This is a genomic window from Allocellulophaga tsushimaensis, assembly GCF_055383085.1.
In genome coordinates this window covers 457,664-474,126 of record NZ_AP039451.1, presented here as the reverse complement: position 1 = coordinate 474,126, position 16,463 = coordinate 457,664, and the positions used below count along the sequence as shown (strand labels likewise).

The following is a 16,463-nucleotide window of genomic DNA, read 5'->3' as shown; positions in this document are numbered from 1 at the left end:
TTTATGAAAAAGTTGTTGTGTAGTATTCTTTTAATAGTTGTAATTAGTTGTGCTACAGATAGATCTAATGGTGAATTAGCGGCAGTGAATTCTTTGTTAGATAAGGAAATTGTTGTAGATAATGTAATTGCATGTGCAGCTAGCAATCAAAATAACGATTTAATTAGTATTTTTTTATATCCTAGAGATGGTGTCACCAATATTCAGTGTTTTGAGGCTATAGATGTTTTAGGTGATAAAAATGATTTAAGTAATTATCAAGAAATAGAAGCCCCGCTAATAGATGTTTTTAATGGTTTTCTTAAAAAATATGAGGTAAGCACAACAGTAGAAAAATGGGTTATAGTAGCATTTGAAGAAGAGGGTAAAACACATATTTCTAACCCAATTAGGTTAAAGCATCTTACAAAACCTACAGAATATTTGCCAGATAATATTTCAGTAACCGATCCTGCTGATGGCATGCCAACTTTTTCATGGATTGATGGGACGTATGATGATTCAAGAATCTATTTTGAAGTAGTTTCAGATCTTCAAAATAATTTTATTTCTGGAACCTATACATTTGATAAAACGTTTCAATATTATGTGTTAGATAATGTAGTTTTAAATATTACTCAGGGCACTCCTCCTAATTTAGAATTAGGAACTTCGTATAATTTTTCTTTATTAGCGGTAAGTGAAGATAATTGGGTAAATCAATTTTCAGAAATATCCTTTATTATTAGGTAGTTAGTCAACTTTTTTAGGCATTCATATCGTATCTTTACAGACTAGATATAATTTATACAACAGCTATGTTAAAGACATGTTTGTCTTTTTTTATTTTTTTCATTTTTCATTTTGCTGTTGCGCAGAACACTACTATTGTAGATTTAAAAGTTGAAGGCTTAAAGCGCACTAAAGTATCAGAAATTAAGAAATTAACAAAGGTTAAGCCAGGTATGGCTTTAGATTCTTTATTGATGCAGAAAGATATCGAGCGCTTAAAACGTTTGCCTTCTATATCACATGCCTATTTTCAAGTCTTCCCGTCTGATCTTGATGGTTATAATGTATATTATCATTTAGAAGAAAATTTTACGCTTATTCCATTTGCAAATTTATATTCATCTTCCAATGACGATTTTGCTTTTAGGGTAGGTTTAGAAGAGTTTAACTTTTTAGGGAGAAATATAGAAATTGGAGGCTTTTATCAGTTTGATGTTTTTAATTCTTTTGGTGTAAATATTAAAGCACCTTATTTATTTAGTGACAAATTTGGATTGGGATTAAGTTATAAAGACTTGACAACGCAAGAACCTGTTTTTTTTGAAAATGAAGATGCACAATACAAGTATAATAATGAGGGAATAGAACTTTCTGGGATCTATCAAATAGATTTTAAAAGCAAAATAGAACTAGGTTTTAGTTTTTTTGTTGAAGACTATGAATATATTTCAGGAGCTACTAGTCCAGAAGTGCCTTTAGCTTTAAATGTGGAAAAGCATTTACTCAAATTTATTTATGATTTTAATAATGTAAATTATGAGTACCAATATTTAGAAGGCTTTAAAAGTTATTTAAATTTTCAATATGTTGGTAGTTCAGATACTAGTTTGCCAGAATTTTTAATTGGCTTTAATGATTTTACATACTATCATCGGATCGGTAAAAAAGGAAATTTAGCAAACAGGTTACGTCTAGGACTTGCAAGTAATTTAGATACTCCTTTTGCACCTTTTTCTGTGGATAATAATTTAAATATAAGAGGTGTAGGGAATACTATAGATAGAGGAACAGGTGCTATTATATTAAATTCGGAATACAGACATACCTTAATTGATAAGGATTGGTTTATTTTACAAAGCAATATATTTATAGATGCCGGTTCTTGGCGTAATCCGGGAGGTGATTTTAGTGACTTTGGACAAGACCAAAATATTAGAGTTTTTCCAGGTGCAGGTTTACGTTTTATGCATAAAAAAATCTTTAATGCTATTTTTAGGATAGATTATGGTATAGGTATTACAGAGAAAGCTAATGGAATAGTATTTGGTATAGGGCAGTATTTTTAAATTTATGAGTAATAAGGAGTTTACAGGTTTAATAGTTTATTCGCGCTGCTAGTTTAGAAGTTTATTTAAAAAAGTTTATGAGTTTATAGGTTTAATAGTTTATAAAGATTATTTTTTGCTAACTGCTAACTGCTAACTGCTAACTGCTAACTGCTAACTGCTAACTGCTAACTGCTAACTGCTAACTGCTAACTGCTAACTGCTAACTGCTAACTGCTAACTGCTAACTGCTAACTGCTAACTGCTAACTGCTAACTGCTAACTGCTAACTGCTAACTGCTAACTGAATTTATTGACGAATAACGCTATTAGTTATCTTATCTAAAGCACCACTCACTTTTTTAAGAACTTCTTCAGTATTGCTGCTAAGTTGATGTCTTTCTTTAAGGTAAATAGGATCATTATAGGCTACTTTAACAACTCCATCTTTTTCGAACACTAATATTTTTTGAGGAAGATCTATACCAGTAGTCTGATTGTCTTTCATTAAAACTGTTCCTAGTTTTGGGTTTCCAAACAAAATAATTCGTGTTGGGTTTAATTCCAAATCTACCGAAGCAGCATTTTTACTATGGTCTAATTCTAGTATAATTTTAAGATTAGGATTTGTCTCAATTATATTTCTTAGTGTATTGTAAGTGTCATCAAAATTTTTTGCACTTACTTTTTCAATTAAACCATTATTTTCCATAACCCTAGTATTTTGTGAAAGTTTGCTTTCTTGGTCGTTACAAGAATTGAATACTATCATACTAAAAATAAGTACATAAAATATTTTTTTCATTTTAATCTGTGTTAACCTAAAATTATAATTTTCTGATATATATTACATCCAAAACTTTTCATATTCTTCTTGAAAAGTTAGTGTTTCCATAGAGTCCATTCTGTCTATTAATAAAGTTCCGTTTAAATGGTCTAATTCATGTTGCGCTACAACAGCAGCAAAACCATCCAATTCTTTTTCAAAAGGAATACCATTTCTATTTAGTCCAGACAGTACAATAGTTTTATGCCTTTTTAATTGCCCTCTAATACCAGGAATAGATAAACAACCTTCCCAACTATCTACTAGTATATCTGAAGTAGGTTTTATTTCAGGATTGATAACTATGTATAAAGGAAAAGAATTCCGATCTGGATATCTAGGATTATCTTTCATTTCCATGGTAAAAACACGTTTAAGAATACCAACTTGAGGAGCAGCAATACCAGCTCCGTTATGTTGGCGTTGTGTTTCAACTAAATCATCTAAAAAAGTTTGAAAAGTAGCACTTTGGAATTCAGATGGAGTTACCGAAATACTTTTTTTTCGCAATAAGGGATTGCCCATTTTTATGACATCTAATACAGCCATATTATTTGAGGTTTTTTATATTTTCAGTAATTATTTTAGAGAGTTCTTTCAATTCTCCTTTTTCAAACATGGCAGGTAAATCTTCTAAAACTGTTTTCATGGGTGCTTTATAGTTTACATAATCCTGGAAAATAATTCCACCTACTTTTCTAGCATTATAGGCGGTTCTAAAACGAACTCCACCTTCATTTACATGGTATTTGTAAGCAATATAATCTATTGTGTTAGTAATCTCGTTTACCCAGTATACAAACTCATCATCAAAATCGGTACCACCCCCTTTTTCATCAAAACTCACTTCAATAACATGATAACTTATACCTTTAATACTCGTTGTGCCTTTGTACTTTTTATGTACAGCCTTATCGTTTAATTTATGAGGTAAGGTAGCAAAATAAACCACAGAATTTAGCGCTTCTGTATAGGTTTTAATTTCTTTTGCAGTTACAGCTATATTTACACTATCTATAGTTCTAGAAAACGAGTTGTTTTCTAAAACATCTATAATTTTTTTACCTTCTTTAGTGCTTTTTACGGTGTAAGTATACCCATTTTTTTTATTTTGAAATGTATATTGCTTTTTTCTAAATTCAAAAGTATATGCTGCAGTTTCATATAAATCTCCTCCATGCGCTTTTATTGCTTTATTTATGATGATCTCTGCCTTTGGAAGTTCACTTTTAGGTGTTTTATCTTCAGAAACCTCTTTTTGAGAAGCTGTATTTTTATCAGTTTGTTTTTCTTTAGTATTACAAGAAATTAAAAGGAATACCGTACAGAAAACAATGTTTTTTAGTAGTGTGTTCATATTTATAATGCTACAATGCCATTTGGACATTTTATGATTGCGGTTATTTTTTTTTGAGTTCCTTTTTTTACAAGATTAGTAAGCTGTAATTCTTTAAAAATAGTATGGTATGTTTTATGTTTTGTGCTCATAGTATTGAGTTCTAGGAGTTCACATTTCATATCTGGGAGTTCTTTATGCGGATGCGTTTCACTTTTACTCCAATCTATTAAAAAAGGAACTAATTCCACTTCGGGTGAGGGTAGTGGCATGCTTAACTCCCATTGCAATAAAAAATTAGTATCAGTGTTTCTAGAGCCACCAGCAATACGTCCCATTTCTAGGTTGTATTTTTTTAAACTCATACTATCTTTTTGTAAATCATTAGATTTGATAGCCCAACGTGTAATTTGTTCTTCTTTTAAAGCATCAATGCCCATCCATCTTGGAGGTTTAATAGTAGTATTATTATCTAGTGCTATTAATTCTAAATACATACCATCATTTAGATTAATAAGTGCATTTTTAGTGCCTTGAGTGGTATGATAGCCACCAAAAATTGCGCGCACACCTAACTTTTTTTCAAAGTCTTGCATCGCTTTTTCTAAGTCGAAAACCGAATAAACAATATGATCTATTTTTCTGCTGATAGGATTTTTGTTTTTATTTCAAAGGTATTTTAAACTATGTCGGTTTTTCTTAAAATTATGATAAGAATTAAAGCGATTTTAAAAATAATACCTCATTTAGTTTAGTAAGAAATCAGCAATCAGTAATTTTAATTCTTCTTAATATGAACCGAGTAAGATATGCAAAATTCATTTTCAAAATATATAATTGTAGGAGCTGGTTTATCCGGGCTTATAACAGCTAGAGAGTTAACGAAATCTGGAGAAACAGATTTTATCATTCTAGAATCTAGAGATAGGATTGGAGGTAGAATTTTAACAAATCACAACATAGATTTTGGGGCGACATGGTTTCAAACACATCATAAAAACGTAATTGATCTGGTAGATGAATTAGGAATAGCCAAATACCATCAATATAATAAAGGCAAAAGTGTTTTAGTGTATAGTTCAATGGCGCCAGAGCATTATTTTGAAACGGATCCTAATGCACCTTCGGCATACCGTATTGCGGGAGGTTCTATGGCAATGATACAAGATGTAGCGAAGCCTTTTTTAGCCAAAATAAAAACCGAGACTTCCGTTTTAGAAATAAAAGAAAAAGGGAGTGAAGTTGATCTGATAACGAATAGTGGTACTTATACTGCGCAAAAAGTTATTAATACCATTCCGCCCAATATTACTACACGCATTAAATTTTGCCCTGAGTTGCCAGAACAAGTTATTGCTGCAATGAACAAAACACATACTTGGATGAGTAATGCAATGAAAATTGGGATAACTTTTAAACGACCATTTTGGCGAGAGAAAAACTTATCTGGAACTCTAATAGGTCAAGTAGGAGCAGTAACAGAATTATATGATCATACAGATTATGAAAACAAATATTTTTCTTTAATGGGTTTTATTAATGAAGGCTTGCGAGACCTTTCTCCTGAAGCCCGAAAACATAGAATATTAAATTATCTAGAAAAATATTTGGGTCAAGAAGTACAAAAATATATAAGCTACCAAGAAAAAGATTGGTCAGAAGATATGCATACCTCAAACAATCAAATTAAATCTGTGTATATCAGTCCATCCTATGGAAATGTTATATTTCAAAAAACTTTTATGAACGGTAAATTAGTTTTTTCAGGAGCAGAAACAGCCATGTTGTATGGAGGTTATATGGACGGTGCTATTTCTAGTGCAAAAAATGCTGTGTTATTGTTAAGAAATAGTGAATTAAAAATTTAAGATCAACCCAAAAAGAAAACCTCATTCTTTAGCTTTGTAATTAGATGTATGCTATTGAGGCATTGTTTTTGATTATTTTGAAATAAAATTCCTGAATGAAAATAAAGTTTTTCTATAAATTAAGTTTTTGCGCTTTCTTCTTTGTGTTGAACTTCAACAAAGTTATTGGACAAGATTCATTGGTAACTGTTACCGCAGAAAAAGGAGACGGTATTCTTTCTTTATTGCGAAAGCAAGGGTTAAACCCATATGAAGTATATGACGATTTTGTCGCGTTAAATATAGATAAGCTCAGAGATAGTGTGCATTTATATGAGGGCAAGAAGTATAGTATTCCTAAAGCTACTAAGATAAAAGTAAGAGCTGTTTTAGAAGATGTGCCTACATACGCTATTTTTGGGGATAAACATCAAAAAGTATTTCCACAAAGTACACGGTTAGAAGGCGCTGTGTATTATTTAATTTCTGGGCATGGTGGTCCAGATCCTGGTGCTATGACTACTTATAATGGCACAGAAATTTCAGAAGATGAGTATGCTTATGATGTTACTTTGCGTTTGGCAAAAGAATTACTATCACATGGTGCAAAAGTATATGTTATTGTTAGAGATCCAGATGATGGTATTCGTGATGATCGGATATTAGAAATAGACCATGATGAGGTGGTTTATCCAGAATTGGTTATTCCTTTAAATCAAACAGCGCGTTTAAAGCAACGTACAAAGGTAGTTAATGATTTGTATGCAAAAAACAGAGGTAAATATCAGCGACTTATTGTAACACATGTAGATAGTAGAAGAAAAGGGCAGGGGATAGATGTCTTTTTTTACCATCATAAAAAAAGCAAAAACGGACAGCGTTTTGCAGAAAACATGCATAAAACTTTTGTAAAGAAATATAAAAAATACCAACCTAGCAGAATTTATAATGGTACTTTTTTAGACAGAGGTTTGTATGTTATAAACAAAACAGATCCTCCTATGGCTTTTATAGAAATTGGAAATATTAGTAATGTAAAAGATCAGCGTAGAATTTTAGATCCAGAAAACAGACAAGCTTTAGCAAAATGGATTTCCGAAGGGGCTATCTTAGACTTTGAGAACAAGTAAAGAACTGCATTAAGCAGAAATTTTACGTTTGTAATAGTCGTGTAATTCTTCAGGAGAAGCGCCAAGTAAGTTTTTTAAATGAATAATACCAAAATGATATTGTAATTTAAGTTTGCCTTTTTCTTCGTATTTACGGGCAGAAGTTCTTACGCTAAACGGGAGTACTTTAAATTTAGTTGATTTGTATATTCTGCTAATAAATTCATTATCCTCATAAATAATATAATCTTCGTTAAAACCGCCTAAGGAATTAAATAGCGTTTTTGTGATGAATAAAGATTGATCTCCACCACGGCAAATCTTATGGTTAATTTTAGTAAGCCAAGAGAAGAATTTTAAAAACCGACTTTTACTATCAAATTTCATTTGAAAACACCCAGCCTGATTTTTTTTTGAAACCGCTTTTAAGATACACCAATCAAAATCTTTTGGAGGTATTGTATCGGCATGTAAAAAGTACAATAGGTCACCAGTGGCATGTTTAGCACCACAGTTTAATTGTTTAGCTCTCCCTTTTTCCGAAGAAAGTACCGTGGTGTTATTGCTTTTTGCGAGTGCTACAGTATTATCAGTACTTCCTCCATCTACAATTAAAATTTCTTTAATAGTATTTGGAGAAGTTTTTTCTCTTAAATCCTGAATTATATTTTCAATATAACCTGCTTCATTTAAAACAGGAATTATAATGCTTATTTTAGGACTACTTACGTTCATTTAAATTCCAATTATACTTTAAATAATTGATTTTTGTATTTTCTTTAATTTCTTCAGTGGTATATTTATTAATATAACTTGTTAAAGTGCCATTTGTTGTAAAATCTTTCTTATACCATTTAAAAATATTAGACAGTTGTAATTTATCTTTCGCAATAATATTACGTTTTGTATCATTTACAAAATCTTTAGCTGCTGCTTCTAATTGTTTTTCCATAGTATTTGCTAAAAAGGCCTTATTTACTAATTTTGGGCAAGAATATGAAGCGCAATTAATCGCAAAATGAATTCTTGGTTCATTCATTTTGCGTAATATTTTATGTTCTATATCTCCTAACGAATATTTTTTTGCTCCTACAGTAATTATTTTTTTGCCCCATGGATCTTTTATGTCTTTAATACTTTTTGTAGGGTAGTTATCTAAAATAAGTTTCACTGTACCTGCATTATATAGGTTAATATAGTATGCCAAACGATCGTTTTTTGAGGCAGTACTAGCAACGGGATTTTTAGCTAAACTTTCTAAATACGCAGTTAAGGCTGTAATATCATTTTTAAAGCCTTTGTAGTCCACATCACCATTGGTATTTACATATTTTTTAAGTAAAGCATTCCAATCAGCATGATTTACACCAGCAATAACAACAGGTGTTTCTGATATAAGTTCTTCTTTTACAGTTTCTTTTGTAGTAATTTCTTCTTTCACTATCACTGGCTCATCTATAACTTCTTCAGCCGTAACAATAGTTTCTTTTTCAATCACTTTTTCTTTTTTAATTGGTTTTGTTGGAGTTTTAACTACATCTTTAAGTTGAGATTCTTTTTCTGGCAGCGTATATGCTTCGGTTTCTTCTGATTTAGTTATAGAAATAGTATCATGATCTGTTTTTTCATTCGGTACCTTTAAAACTTCTTTGGGTGCATTTTCGGATATTATTTCTTTTGGAGTATTTGTTATAACTTTTTCTGTTTTAATCTCAGTAGGATTAATTTTTTTTTCAGAAGTATTCTTGTTCCCACAAGAAGAAAGTAATGTTACTGCTGTTAATATTATTGATGAAATCATTTTATTTGTTTTTGGTGCAAAATGCATATTATTTTTTTCAATTCTATAATTGTATGGTTAGAAATAACCATCAAAGTAGAATGTTTTGCTATTATTTTGGACGATGAAATCTATACTTTCTTACACTTATCTATTTCTAAATAGGTGATATGGAGTTAATTTATTGAATCGAAAGGGGTAATTTTACTACTACTTAGTAATTCTGTGATATACAGTTTTAATGCTATAGGTGAAGTGTTTTTTAATTATTTTTATCGAAGTGAAACTATTACAAACATGGAATATTTAAGCTGCTATATTTTGATGATCTACTTTTATTTCAAGTTTCTCTGTAGATTTATATCCCAAAGTGGATTGTATTCACAAGACTTCTATCCAAGAAAAGATCGATAATTTTAATTATCATCTGTGGGTCTGTGTTTATAGATGCATTCAATTTTATTTTTTTGAATTTTACAACACTGTTAGTAAGCTATTTTTAGATCTTAAAAGTGACAGAAATTAACTAAGAATTGACGTTTCCAATACCAAAACCAGAAGGGTTAATCTTTTCTTTAGTTGTCTTATTTAGCATAAAACGACCATAATTTGTGATTAAAGAAAGTTTATAATCAATATTAGCTAGAACATTAATTCCTTTAAATAGATAAAATTTTGAATCTTTGTGTTGGAAATATTCATCCTTCTGATTCCATTTAAACTCTTGAAAATCGCCATTTTCTACTTGAAGAGAAATATTTTCTTCTGTTTTTGTCCAACTACCTTGTTTCCATGCATTGTTGAGCAATATTACGGGCGGAATTTCTTTATTAGTAGGTCGTCTAATTATACTTTTCAAGAATTTTCCATCTGAAAATAACACAATAATTTCGGATTCTAAATGTGAGATGTATTTGATCAACATTGAATCAAAATAAGTTGCAAAATATTCATTTTGAACTCTCTCTTCGTTTCCATGTTTAATAGCTTTTAGAAAATCTAAGTTTTTAATTACTTCAACTTCCCTTTCAAGTTGTAATAGCCTGTGATATAAATCCACATCTTCATAACCATATCCTTCCATTTGTTCGTCATATCCATCTATAGCCATAAAATCTTCTTTACTACAGCAGAAACGACCAACTGCATCCTGAAGTTTATAATATTTGCCTTCTAAATCTGGTATTATAATTGTATTAGGATTTTGTTTAAATACGTTCAATAAATAATCTCCAAAACCTAAGCCTGTATAATTATCTGCATCAATGTTACAAATATATTTTCCTTCAGCCAGACGAAACATTAAATTTCTAGAATGACTTCTGTTGAAAAATAGAGGCTCTTCTGTTCTAAAATATTTTACTTTTCCTGAATTTAAATGTTCTCTCATTTCAGATTTTATCCATTTTTCTAATCCATCTGAAGAATTATAATCAAGAATTAGGAAATCAACATTTGTGTTATCTGAATTATCTAGTAAATTTTGTGGAAGTGTTTGTTTTAGATGATGCGTTCGATTCATGGAAGTTGTACAGAAAGTTAATTCAATATTATTTGTGTCCATACAAAAATGTTTTTATTGATTTAAATAATAGAATTTTGTAATTTGATATCAATTTAGAATTTTTTAATTAAAAAAATAAATTATGAGTAGATTTTGTTTGAAAGTTTATTACGACAATCCTGTTCAATTAATTAATAATTGTTTGTTAGACTATTTAACCAAATTGAAATTAGCCGAACCAAATATTAGAGTATTACTTGATAGACGAAGGGAAGAGAATGAATCGATTAAACTGATAATAAAAGATGCTAAATCAAAGAATGTAAATTCTTTAAAGGATCATATCCAAAACTATATGTCAAATTATCCTATACCTTTAGAAGAAATTACATTGCCCATTGATGATTGGTTCTTGCCTTTTCCGCAAAATTCAATTGAGGAGATAGAAGATTATTCCTGGGATATTTCGCAAATTGGAGGATTGCAGGCTTCTGAGGTATCATTTGATTTTTTAACCAAACAAACCGACATATATTTATCCCTTATTGAAAGAGAGAAAATCACATTTGATTCCTCAATAAAAATTAGTCTTTACATGCATACCATATTTTGTGCTAGTTTTGAGATATCCCCTATGGAACAAAATGAATTTTATATATGGATGACTCAAAACTGCTTAGACTCATTTATCTATCTAGAAGGAGTTGAAGACTTAGAGCTTACTAAGAAAACAGCTAAAGAAAATAGTTTTAAAATTGCAGAAACACATGTAGAAGATTATGAACCATTATTTTTATATATTTTTGAAGCAATTCATGAAGGAGATGATTTCGATGAAGATTGGATAAATAATTTTATACTAAATTGCCAAGAAACATATCAAAAAATAGTTCAATTACAAGAAGAAGGAGTATACATTGAGCACAACCAATTTAGATATAACGAAAATTTAGGAACCCCAAAACAAAACCAAAAGAGGTGGTCATTGTATAAATATTATATAAATATTATTTTCAGCCACTTAGGAATAGATCTTTATTCGAAAGTTACTATTTTGGCAATAATGACTGGTTTAGCTAACAAACGAAAATAAATCTTTTTCAGTTAGATTAATTGTCAATGAATTAAGGTAGTTTACATCGTTACCATTTTCAGAATTTTCTAATTCAAAACCTAAACCTCCAATTAGTATTTCATATAAGCCCGCTAATTGTGAGTTTTCAAGATTAGGATCTAGCAAAAAATCTTTTTTTGTTAGTGTAAAGTTTACATTTTTTTCTTGATTAGGTTTGAGTTGAATTTTTTTAAATTGTCTTAATCTTCTAATAGATGGTACTCTTTGAGCAACACGTTGTCGGATGTATAGTTCTACAATTTCAATGCCTTCTATAGTACTTACATTTTTGATTTTTACACTTATCAACAACCTATCTTTTAATTTGTCTAGTGAAAAACCAGAGTACTCAAAAGTTGAATAACTCAAACCATGGCCAAAGGGCCATTGTGGGTTATATCCTTCATTCGTATATTTTCCAGGTATTAATTCAACATTCATTTCTGTCCATTTGCAATCATATGATACAAAATCATTAGTATGTTTTGGATAGCTAAATGGTAATTTCCCTGAAGGATTTATGTTGCCAATTAGGGCATCCTTTATTGCATTGGCCCCTTGACTACCGGGTTGATAAGCCATCAATACGGCATCTGCTTTCTCAATTAAAGAACCTAAAATTCTTGGTCTTCCCTGAACAAGAATAACAACAACTGGTTTATTTGTATTTATTGCTTCTTCCAAAAGGCCTAATTGCCATGTATCTAGACTTAAATCTCTTATTGCACCCGGAGATTCCGTAGAGGCATTTTCTCCCAAACATAAAATAATTAAATCCTGATCTTTACTTGTATTTATAAATTTATTATGATCAAAGTTTGAGCAATCTGTAAAAGACCTATGGGATAAACAAGTTACTTTATGATTTGTTGAGTCCAAACTTTCAAATATTGTTTTTGTATCTTTTGGGAAAAGATAATGAGTCATTTTTTTATCAGAATTATTAAAATCTACCCACTCTAATGTTTCTTTATCTCCTTGCCAAGTGTATGACCATGGGCCATGAAGAGATGGTAAATTATTAGCACAAGGACCAGCTATCAAGATTTTTTTAGGTTCAGATTCAATTAGAGGTAGTAATTGATTTTTATTTTCTAATAGGGTAAGAGATGCACAAGCAGACTCGTATGCTAATGATGTGTGTTCCTCTTTAAAATTAATCAATGAAGTGTTTTCAGGATAAGCATTTGAAAATAATCCAACATCATATTTCATAGAAAGTATGCGGTATACAGCTTCATCTACTCTATGTTTAATTTCAATTTCTTGTGGATCTGATAAAAGATTATCTAATACATCACAAAAATCAAAATCAAATGGAGTCATACTTATATCTATTCCTGCTAGAATAGCTTTTTTTACTGATTCTGTTAAGTTATTTGTTATTCCATGCCTTTGATGCAGACGATTAATATCTTCCCAATCAGAAATTATAATACCATTAAATCCTAATTCATTACGCAATATATCGTTAAGTAAGTATTTACTTGCATGAACAGGAATACCATTTAATACTCCAGAATTGACCATAATAGATGAAACACCTGCTTCTATGGCTTCTTGGAATGGAGGAAGATAATACTCTCTTAATTCGTCTTCTGGTATATATGATGGTGTACGATCTCTTCCACTTCTGGGATTAGAATAACCAATAAAATGCTTGGCACAAGCTGCAACTTGCTTTTTAGAGGATAAATTAGATCCCTCATAACCTGTAATAGCTGCAACCCCAAATTGCTTACATAATTCTACATCTTCTCCATATGTTTCAGAAAACCTTGACCAAACAGGATTTCTACCCAAATCTACGGCTGGATGAAAATTCCACCTTATACCAGATGCTCTTATTTCCCTTGCACTAGCCTGAGCAATTTTTTTTACTAATTCCGTATCTCTTGTAGCAGCAAGACCAATATTATGAGGGAAAAGAGTTGAATCAGTTGTGTAGTTTGCTCCATGAATAGCATCAATAGCAAATAATATAGGAATTTCTTGACAGGACTTTAGAGCTAATTTTTGAACTCTAGCAATAGTTTCTCTCCAATCTTTCTCAGTTCTAGCACAAAGACCTGGATTAAGAATAGAACCCACTTTATATTTATTGATCGCTTTATTTAACAAGTCTTCATTAATGTTGCTAAATGGTAAATTAAACGGGTCATTTAAAATAACAGATAAATCAATCTGAGTCATTTGGCCGATTTTCTCTCTCTGTGACATGGAGGCCATTTTTTTTTCTAAGAATTCTTTCTTTGTCATTTTAAAGACCATAATTTATGGTTAATATACATCTTACAATATACGAAGTTATTAAATGTTTTTGTAATTAACTTATTGCTAGATAGCTAAACTAACTCCTACTTTTATATGTAGTAATTGATATCGCTAACAATTAAAACTCATTACCTTATATATTTGCCTGAAAAACTTATCCTAATGATAATACATAGGGTAGAAAACTCTTTCTATAAAACTATGTTTCTTAACTGTTTTACCAAATAATTGAAACTGTACTTTTTAAGCTCTATCATACGATTATTGGATAATAGATTCGGAAATTCGTTCTGTAAATATTTGCATACATAACCCATACAGAATTTTTTAAATGTTCAATAGCTCATAGATGAAAAAGTGGTCATAATTTTTGAAATTGACGTCCATGGCTTCCTCATGCGTTTTTTACCATTAGAAATCAAGCTGTTTTACCAAAAGAGAGCAAAATTTTTAAAAAAAAGTATCAGTGTGACAGAAAATCTTAGTGATTTTCATGGTAGATATCATAAACAGAATATTTTACAATAAATTAAAATTCAGTACTTTGTTTTACTAAATATTTTGCTTTTTCTTTATAAAAAATAAACTTTTCACGTCGAACTTACGTTATTTATTACATAACTTTTTTAAAACAAAACCTTTTCTTAATTACCATATCATAATCATTTAAAAATATATTTTTGACATCAATAAAGAGATGTAAGTAAACTACAGGTTTTACATTAATCTCTGACCAATATTCTTTTAATTCAATAAATTAATAGAAGAAGCTTTTAAGGAATATAATAGATTTAATTCATAAGCATCTTGTATTCCAAATTGAGCATTGAAAGCACGTACAAAATATTCTAATACTGGCCATATTTTTTCTTTGCTTGTTGGGTCTTTTACTTCAAAACCTTCTGGTATAATATATTTTCCTTCTTTTTCCAGTAGTTCAAATTTACTATTAACCAACTGAACAGTTTTAACCCATTCGTTCATCCAATCATCTTCAAATTCTTCTTCTTCAATTAATGAATTCATAATATACTCTACAAAATTTGATAACTGATCAGACTGCGCATTGAAAGTCTGTTTTAAGCCCTCAACTAAATTTTTAATTTGATCTTCAGAAGTTCCATCTTGAATTTTGCTTAACGTATTAGTAAAACAATAGTCAAAAAAAGCATTTACTCCCTTATAAGTTTTTAAAAAGGGTTGAATGAATAATAGTTGAACTTGAATAGCTAACCCCATAGTATTTGCAGGAGACCAATCTTCACCATAAGATTCCATCATAGCCAAAACAGTAGAAGATAATTCCGGTATTAAATCTTGTGTTGTTCTAAAAGCATCTAATCCCCCCACTTCCATTATGTCCGGATAATATTTTTTATTGAGTACAATTTGATTGTTAGAATAAGGAAGAAACCAGTCATTAATTGGAAACTCGAGTTCTTTTATTTCTGCAGGGTACTCTTTAAAAAAAGCATTAACTTTTTTATTTACAATTTCATTTAAGTGTTCTTGAAATGATCTTGAAGAAATTTTAAATAATAAAAACAAGTTTTTGCCTCTTTCCCAACTTCGATTAAAAGATTGGTGTAAAATTTCTTCTTGATCTGATAATTCCTCAAAAAGATTTACAATACATTTTATTAAGAGCTTATCGAGATCATCGTAATACAAATTAAATGATACCAAAACTTCATTATTAGTTATATTCAAGTTTTCCATAATATATTAATTTATTTGTTTTTAAGTGTTCTAATGTATAAGAAAGGGTTGCATTCTGCTTAAAAAATGAATAGTAAGTAATTAAAAAGTTAGCATCATAATTTAGCTCTATTTTATCAGATAGTTTTAATGTTAGTTGATTATTATGTGGTATAATTATATAATGAGAGCCTAGATTGGAGAATTTATTTTTATTGCCATAAACCAATTGGATATTTTCTGTTTTTGTTATAGTATATTCATCTATATTTTTTACTTCGTATGGTCTATTTTTAAGCATTTCAATGTTTTTGTCATGACTAGATATGGTTACCACGTCATTACTTAATTCAATTTGAGTGTAAAATATCTTCTTGTTAAACCATTGAAACACTGCTAATACTCCTAAGTTTAAACTAATAATAAATACTGTTGCAAAGAGCCACGAAATGCTTTTAAGTAACAATGTTTTGTCCACTGACTTGTTTTTATATGTAAAAATTCTAAAGACTATTTTTTCCATATAAGGTTAAGATTAATATGTTTCATTATATATCTTATTTATAAGAAATAGATTCTATGATTTGTAAAATAAAACTATCATAATAATCCAAAACCATTTTTTTAGTACTAATGTCGTTTTTTACAAATTAACTCTCACTTTTTTTTATTATAAAAACTAAAAATATAAAAAGTACTATCAAAAAATATGCATTTATTTATTTTCTTATACTAAAAATAAAGAATTCATTTTTATGGTATAATATTTTTAAGCTACAAAATTAATTCAATAATTTTAATAAAAAAGTAAGGGTTTTTAAAAAGAAGTACGTCTATACTTATAAATTTGTGCGTATATATATAAATTGTGTAAGACTGATTGCGAAATATTTCTTCTATTTAATATTTCAAAACAAAAAATAATGAGCTGTTTTTTTT

15 protein-coding genes are annotated in these 16,463 nt (G+C 29.6%); 5 read left to right on the top strand and 10 right to left on the bottom strand.

Annotated elements, in window-relative coordinates:
- Positions 1-3: 3 nt before the first annotated feature.
- Positions 4-732, top strand: coding sequence for a hypothetical protein (locus ACZ451_RS02135; protein ID WP_464215436.1), 729 nt, complete (start codon positions 4-6; stop codon positions 730-732).
- 65 nt (positions 733-797) lie between these two features.
- Entirely contained in the window at positions 798-2,057 is a 1,260-nt protein-coding gene (locus ACZ451_RS02130; protein WP_464215435.1) for a BamA/TamA family outer membrane protein, read from the top strand.
- Positions 2,058-2,346: 289 nt separating this feature from the next.
- On the opposite strand, the gene ACZ451_RS02125 is transcribed toward ACZ451_RS02130, so the two are convergent.
- The 4 genes from ACZ451_RS02125 to ACZ451_RS02110 are packed head-to-tail and all read right to left on the bottom strand — an operon-like array spanning position 2,347 to position 4,827.
- Complete coding sequence (locus tag ACZ451_RS02125; protein WP_464215434.1) at positions 2,347-2,841, bottom strand: DUF302 domain-containing protein; 495 nt, start codon at positions 2,839-2,841, stop codon at positions 2,347-2,349.
- Between the two features lie 42 nt (positions 2,842-2,883).
- A complete protein-coding gene (def, locus tag ACZ451_RS02120; protein WP_464215433.1) occupies positions 2,884-3,411 on the bottom strand; it encodes a peptide deformylase in 528 nt (175 codons plus the stop codon).
- Between the two features lies 1 nt (position 3,412).
- Positions 3,413-4,219 carry a DUF6503 family protein gene (locus ACZ451_RS02115; RefSeq protein ID WP_464215432.1) on the bottom strand — a complete coding sequence of 269 codons (807 nt, stop codon included), beginning with the start codon at positions 4,217-4,219 and terminating at the stop codon, positions 3,413-3,415.
- 2 nt (positions 4,220-4,221) lie between these two features.
- A complete protein-coding gene (locus ACZ451_RS02110) occupies positions 4,222-4,827 on the bottom strand; it encodes a VOC family protein (RefSeq protein WP_464216883.1) in 606 nt (201 codons plus the stop codon).
- Positions 4,828-5,007: 180 nt separating this feature from the next.
- Between ACZ451_RS02110 and ACZ451_RS02105 the strand changes: the two genes are divergently transcribed.
- Positions 5,008-6,066 (top strand): flavin monoamine oxidase family protein, encoded by a 1,059-nt coding sequence (locus ACZ451_RS02105; protein ID WP_464215431.1) that lies wholly within the window; start codon positions 5,008-5,010, stop codon positions 6,064-6,066.
- Positions 6,067-6,161: 95 nt separating this feature from the next.
- The gene (locus ACZ451_RS02100; RefSeq protein WP_464215430.1) at positions 6,162-7,175 is read left to right on the top strand and encodes an N-acetylmuramoyl-L-alanine amidase family protein; all 1,014 of its coding nucleotides are present in this window, start codon (positions 6,162-6,164) and stop codon (positions 7,173-7,175) included.
- A 9-nt stretch (positions 7,176-7,184) separates the two neighbouring features.
- Here the strand turns inward: ACZ451_RS02100 and ACZ451_RS02095 are convergent, their stop codons facing one another.
- From ACZ451_RS02095 to ACZ451_RS02085, 3 genes are all read right to left on the bottom strand, one after another.
- Positions 7,185-7,889, bottom strand: a complete 705-nt coding sequence (locus ACZ451_RS02095) for a TIGR04283 family arsenosugar biosynthesis glycosyltransferase (RefSeq protein ID WP_464215429.1) — start codon at positions 7,887-7,889, stop codon at positions 7,185-7,187.
- Entirely contained in the window at positions 7,876-8,955 is a 1,080-nt protein-coding gene (locus tag ACZ451_RS02090) for a DUF547 domain-containing protein (RefSeq protein WP_464215428.1), read from the bottom strand. The genes ACZ451_RS02095 and ACZ451_RS02090 overlap by 14 nt, the downstream gene beginning before the upstream one ends.
- Positions 8,956-9,460: 505 nt before the next feature.
- Positions 9,461-10,456 carry a glycosyltransferase family 2 protein gene (locus tag ACZ451_RS02085; protein ID WP_464215427.1) on the bottom strand — a complete coding sequence of 332 codons (996 nt, stop codon included), beginning with the start codon at positions 10,454-10,456 and terminating at the stop codon, positions 9,461-9,463.
- 124 nt (positions 10,457-10,580) lie between these two features.
- Between ACZ451_RS02085 and ACZ451_RS02080 the strand changes: the two genes are divergently transcribed.
- Positions 10,581-11,531 (top strand): hypothetical protein, encoded by a 951-nt coding sequence (locus tag ACZ451_RS02080; protein WP_464215426.1) that lies wholly within the window; start codon positions 10,581-10,583, stop codon positions 11,529-11,531.
- On the opposite strand, the gene ACZ451_RS02075 is transcribed toward ACZ451_RS02080, so the two are convergent.
- The 3 genes from ACZ451_RS02075 to ACZ451_RS02065 all read right to left on the bottom strand — a co-directional run bounded on the left by ACZ451_RS02075 (position 11,511) and on the right by ACZ451_RS02065 (position 16,047).
- The gene (locus ACZ451_RS02075) at positions 11,511-13,772 is read right to left on the bottom strand and encodes a glycoside hydrolase family 3 protein (RefSeq protein WP_464215425.1); all 2,262 of its coding nucleotides are present in this window, start codon (positions 13,770-13,772) and stop codon (positions 11,511-11,513) included. The genes ACZ451_RS02080 and ACZ451_RS02075 overlap by 21 nt on opposite strands.
- Before the next feature lie 798 nt (positions 13,773-14,570).
- A complete protein-coding gene (locus ACZ451_RS02070; protein ID WP_464215424.1) occupies positions 14,571-15,545 on the bottom strand; it encodes a lantibiotic dehydratase C-terminal domain-containing protein in 975 nt (324 codons plus the stop codon).
- A complete protein-coding gene (locus tag ACZ451_RS02065; protein ID WP_464215423.1) occupies positions 15,523-16,047 on the bottom strand; it encodes a hypothetical protein in 525 nt (174 codons plus the stop codon). Before ACZ451_RS02065 ends, ACZ451_RS02070 begins: the two co-directional genes overlap by 23 nt.
- Between the last annotated feature and the right edge of the window lie 416 nt (positions 16,048-16,463).

Excerpts from the sequence above, each read along its gene's own strand:
- ACZ451_RS02135 (WP_464215436.1), top strand. The coding sequence starts at position 4 with ATGAAAAAGTTGTTGTGTAGTATTCTTTTAATAGTTGTAATTAGTTGT.
- ACZ451_RS02130 (WP_464215435.1), top strand. The coding sequence starts at position 798 with ATGTTAAAGACATGTTTGTCTTTTTTTATTTTTTTCATTTTTCATTTT.
- ACZ451_RS02125 (WP_464215434.1), bottom strand. The coding sequence starts at position 2,841 with ATGAAAAAAATATTTTATGTACTTATTTTTAGTATGATAGTATTCAAT.
- def (WP_464215433.1), bottom strand. The coding sequence starts at position 3,411 with ATGGCTGTATTAGATGTCATAAAAATGGGCAATCCCTTATTGCGAAAA.
- ACZ451_RS02115 (WP_464215432.1), bottom strand. The coding sequence starts at position 4,219 with ATGAACACACTACTAAAAAACATTGTTTTCTGTACGGTATTCCTTTTA.
- ACZ451_RS02105 (WP_464215431.1), top strand. The coding sequence starts at position 5,008 with ATGCAAAATTCATTTTCAAAATATATAATTGTAGGAGCTGGTTTATCC.
- ACZ451_RS02100 (WP_464215430.1), top strand. The coding sequence starts at position 6,162 with ATGAAAATAAAGTTTTTCTATAAATTAAGTTTTTGCGCTTTCTTCTTT.
- ACZ451_RS02095 (WP_464215429.1), bottom strand. The coding sequence starts at position 7,889 with ATGAACGTAAGTAGTCCTAAAATAAGCATTATAATTCCTGTTTTAAAT.
- ACZ451_RS02090 (WP_464215428.1), bottom strand. The coding sequence starts at position 8,955 with ATGATTTCATCAATAATATTAACAGCAGTAACATTACTTTCTTCTTGT.
- ACZ451_RS02085 (WP_464215427.1), bottom strand. The coding sequence starts at position 10,456 with ATGAATCGAACGCATCATCTAAAACAAACACTTCCACAAAATTTACTA.
- ACZ451_RS02080 (WP_464215426.1), top strand. The coding sequence starts at position 10,581 with ATGAGTAGATTTTGTTTGAAAGTTTATTACGACAATCCTGTTCAATTA.
- ACZ451_RS02075 (WP_464215425.1), bottom strand. The coding sequence starts at position 13,772 with ATGTCACAGAGAGAGAAAATCGGCCAAATGACTCAGATTGATTTATCT.
- ACZ451_RS02070 (WP_464215424.1), bottom strand. The coding sequence starts at position 15,545 with ATGGAAAACTTGAATATAACTAATAATGAAGTTTTGGTATCATTTAAT.
- ACZ451_RS02065 (WP_464215423.1), bottom strand. The coding sequence starts at position 16,047 with ATGGAAAAAATAGTCTTTAGAATTTTTACATATAAAAACAAGTCAGTG.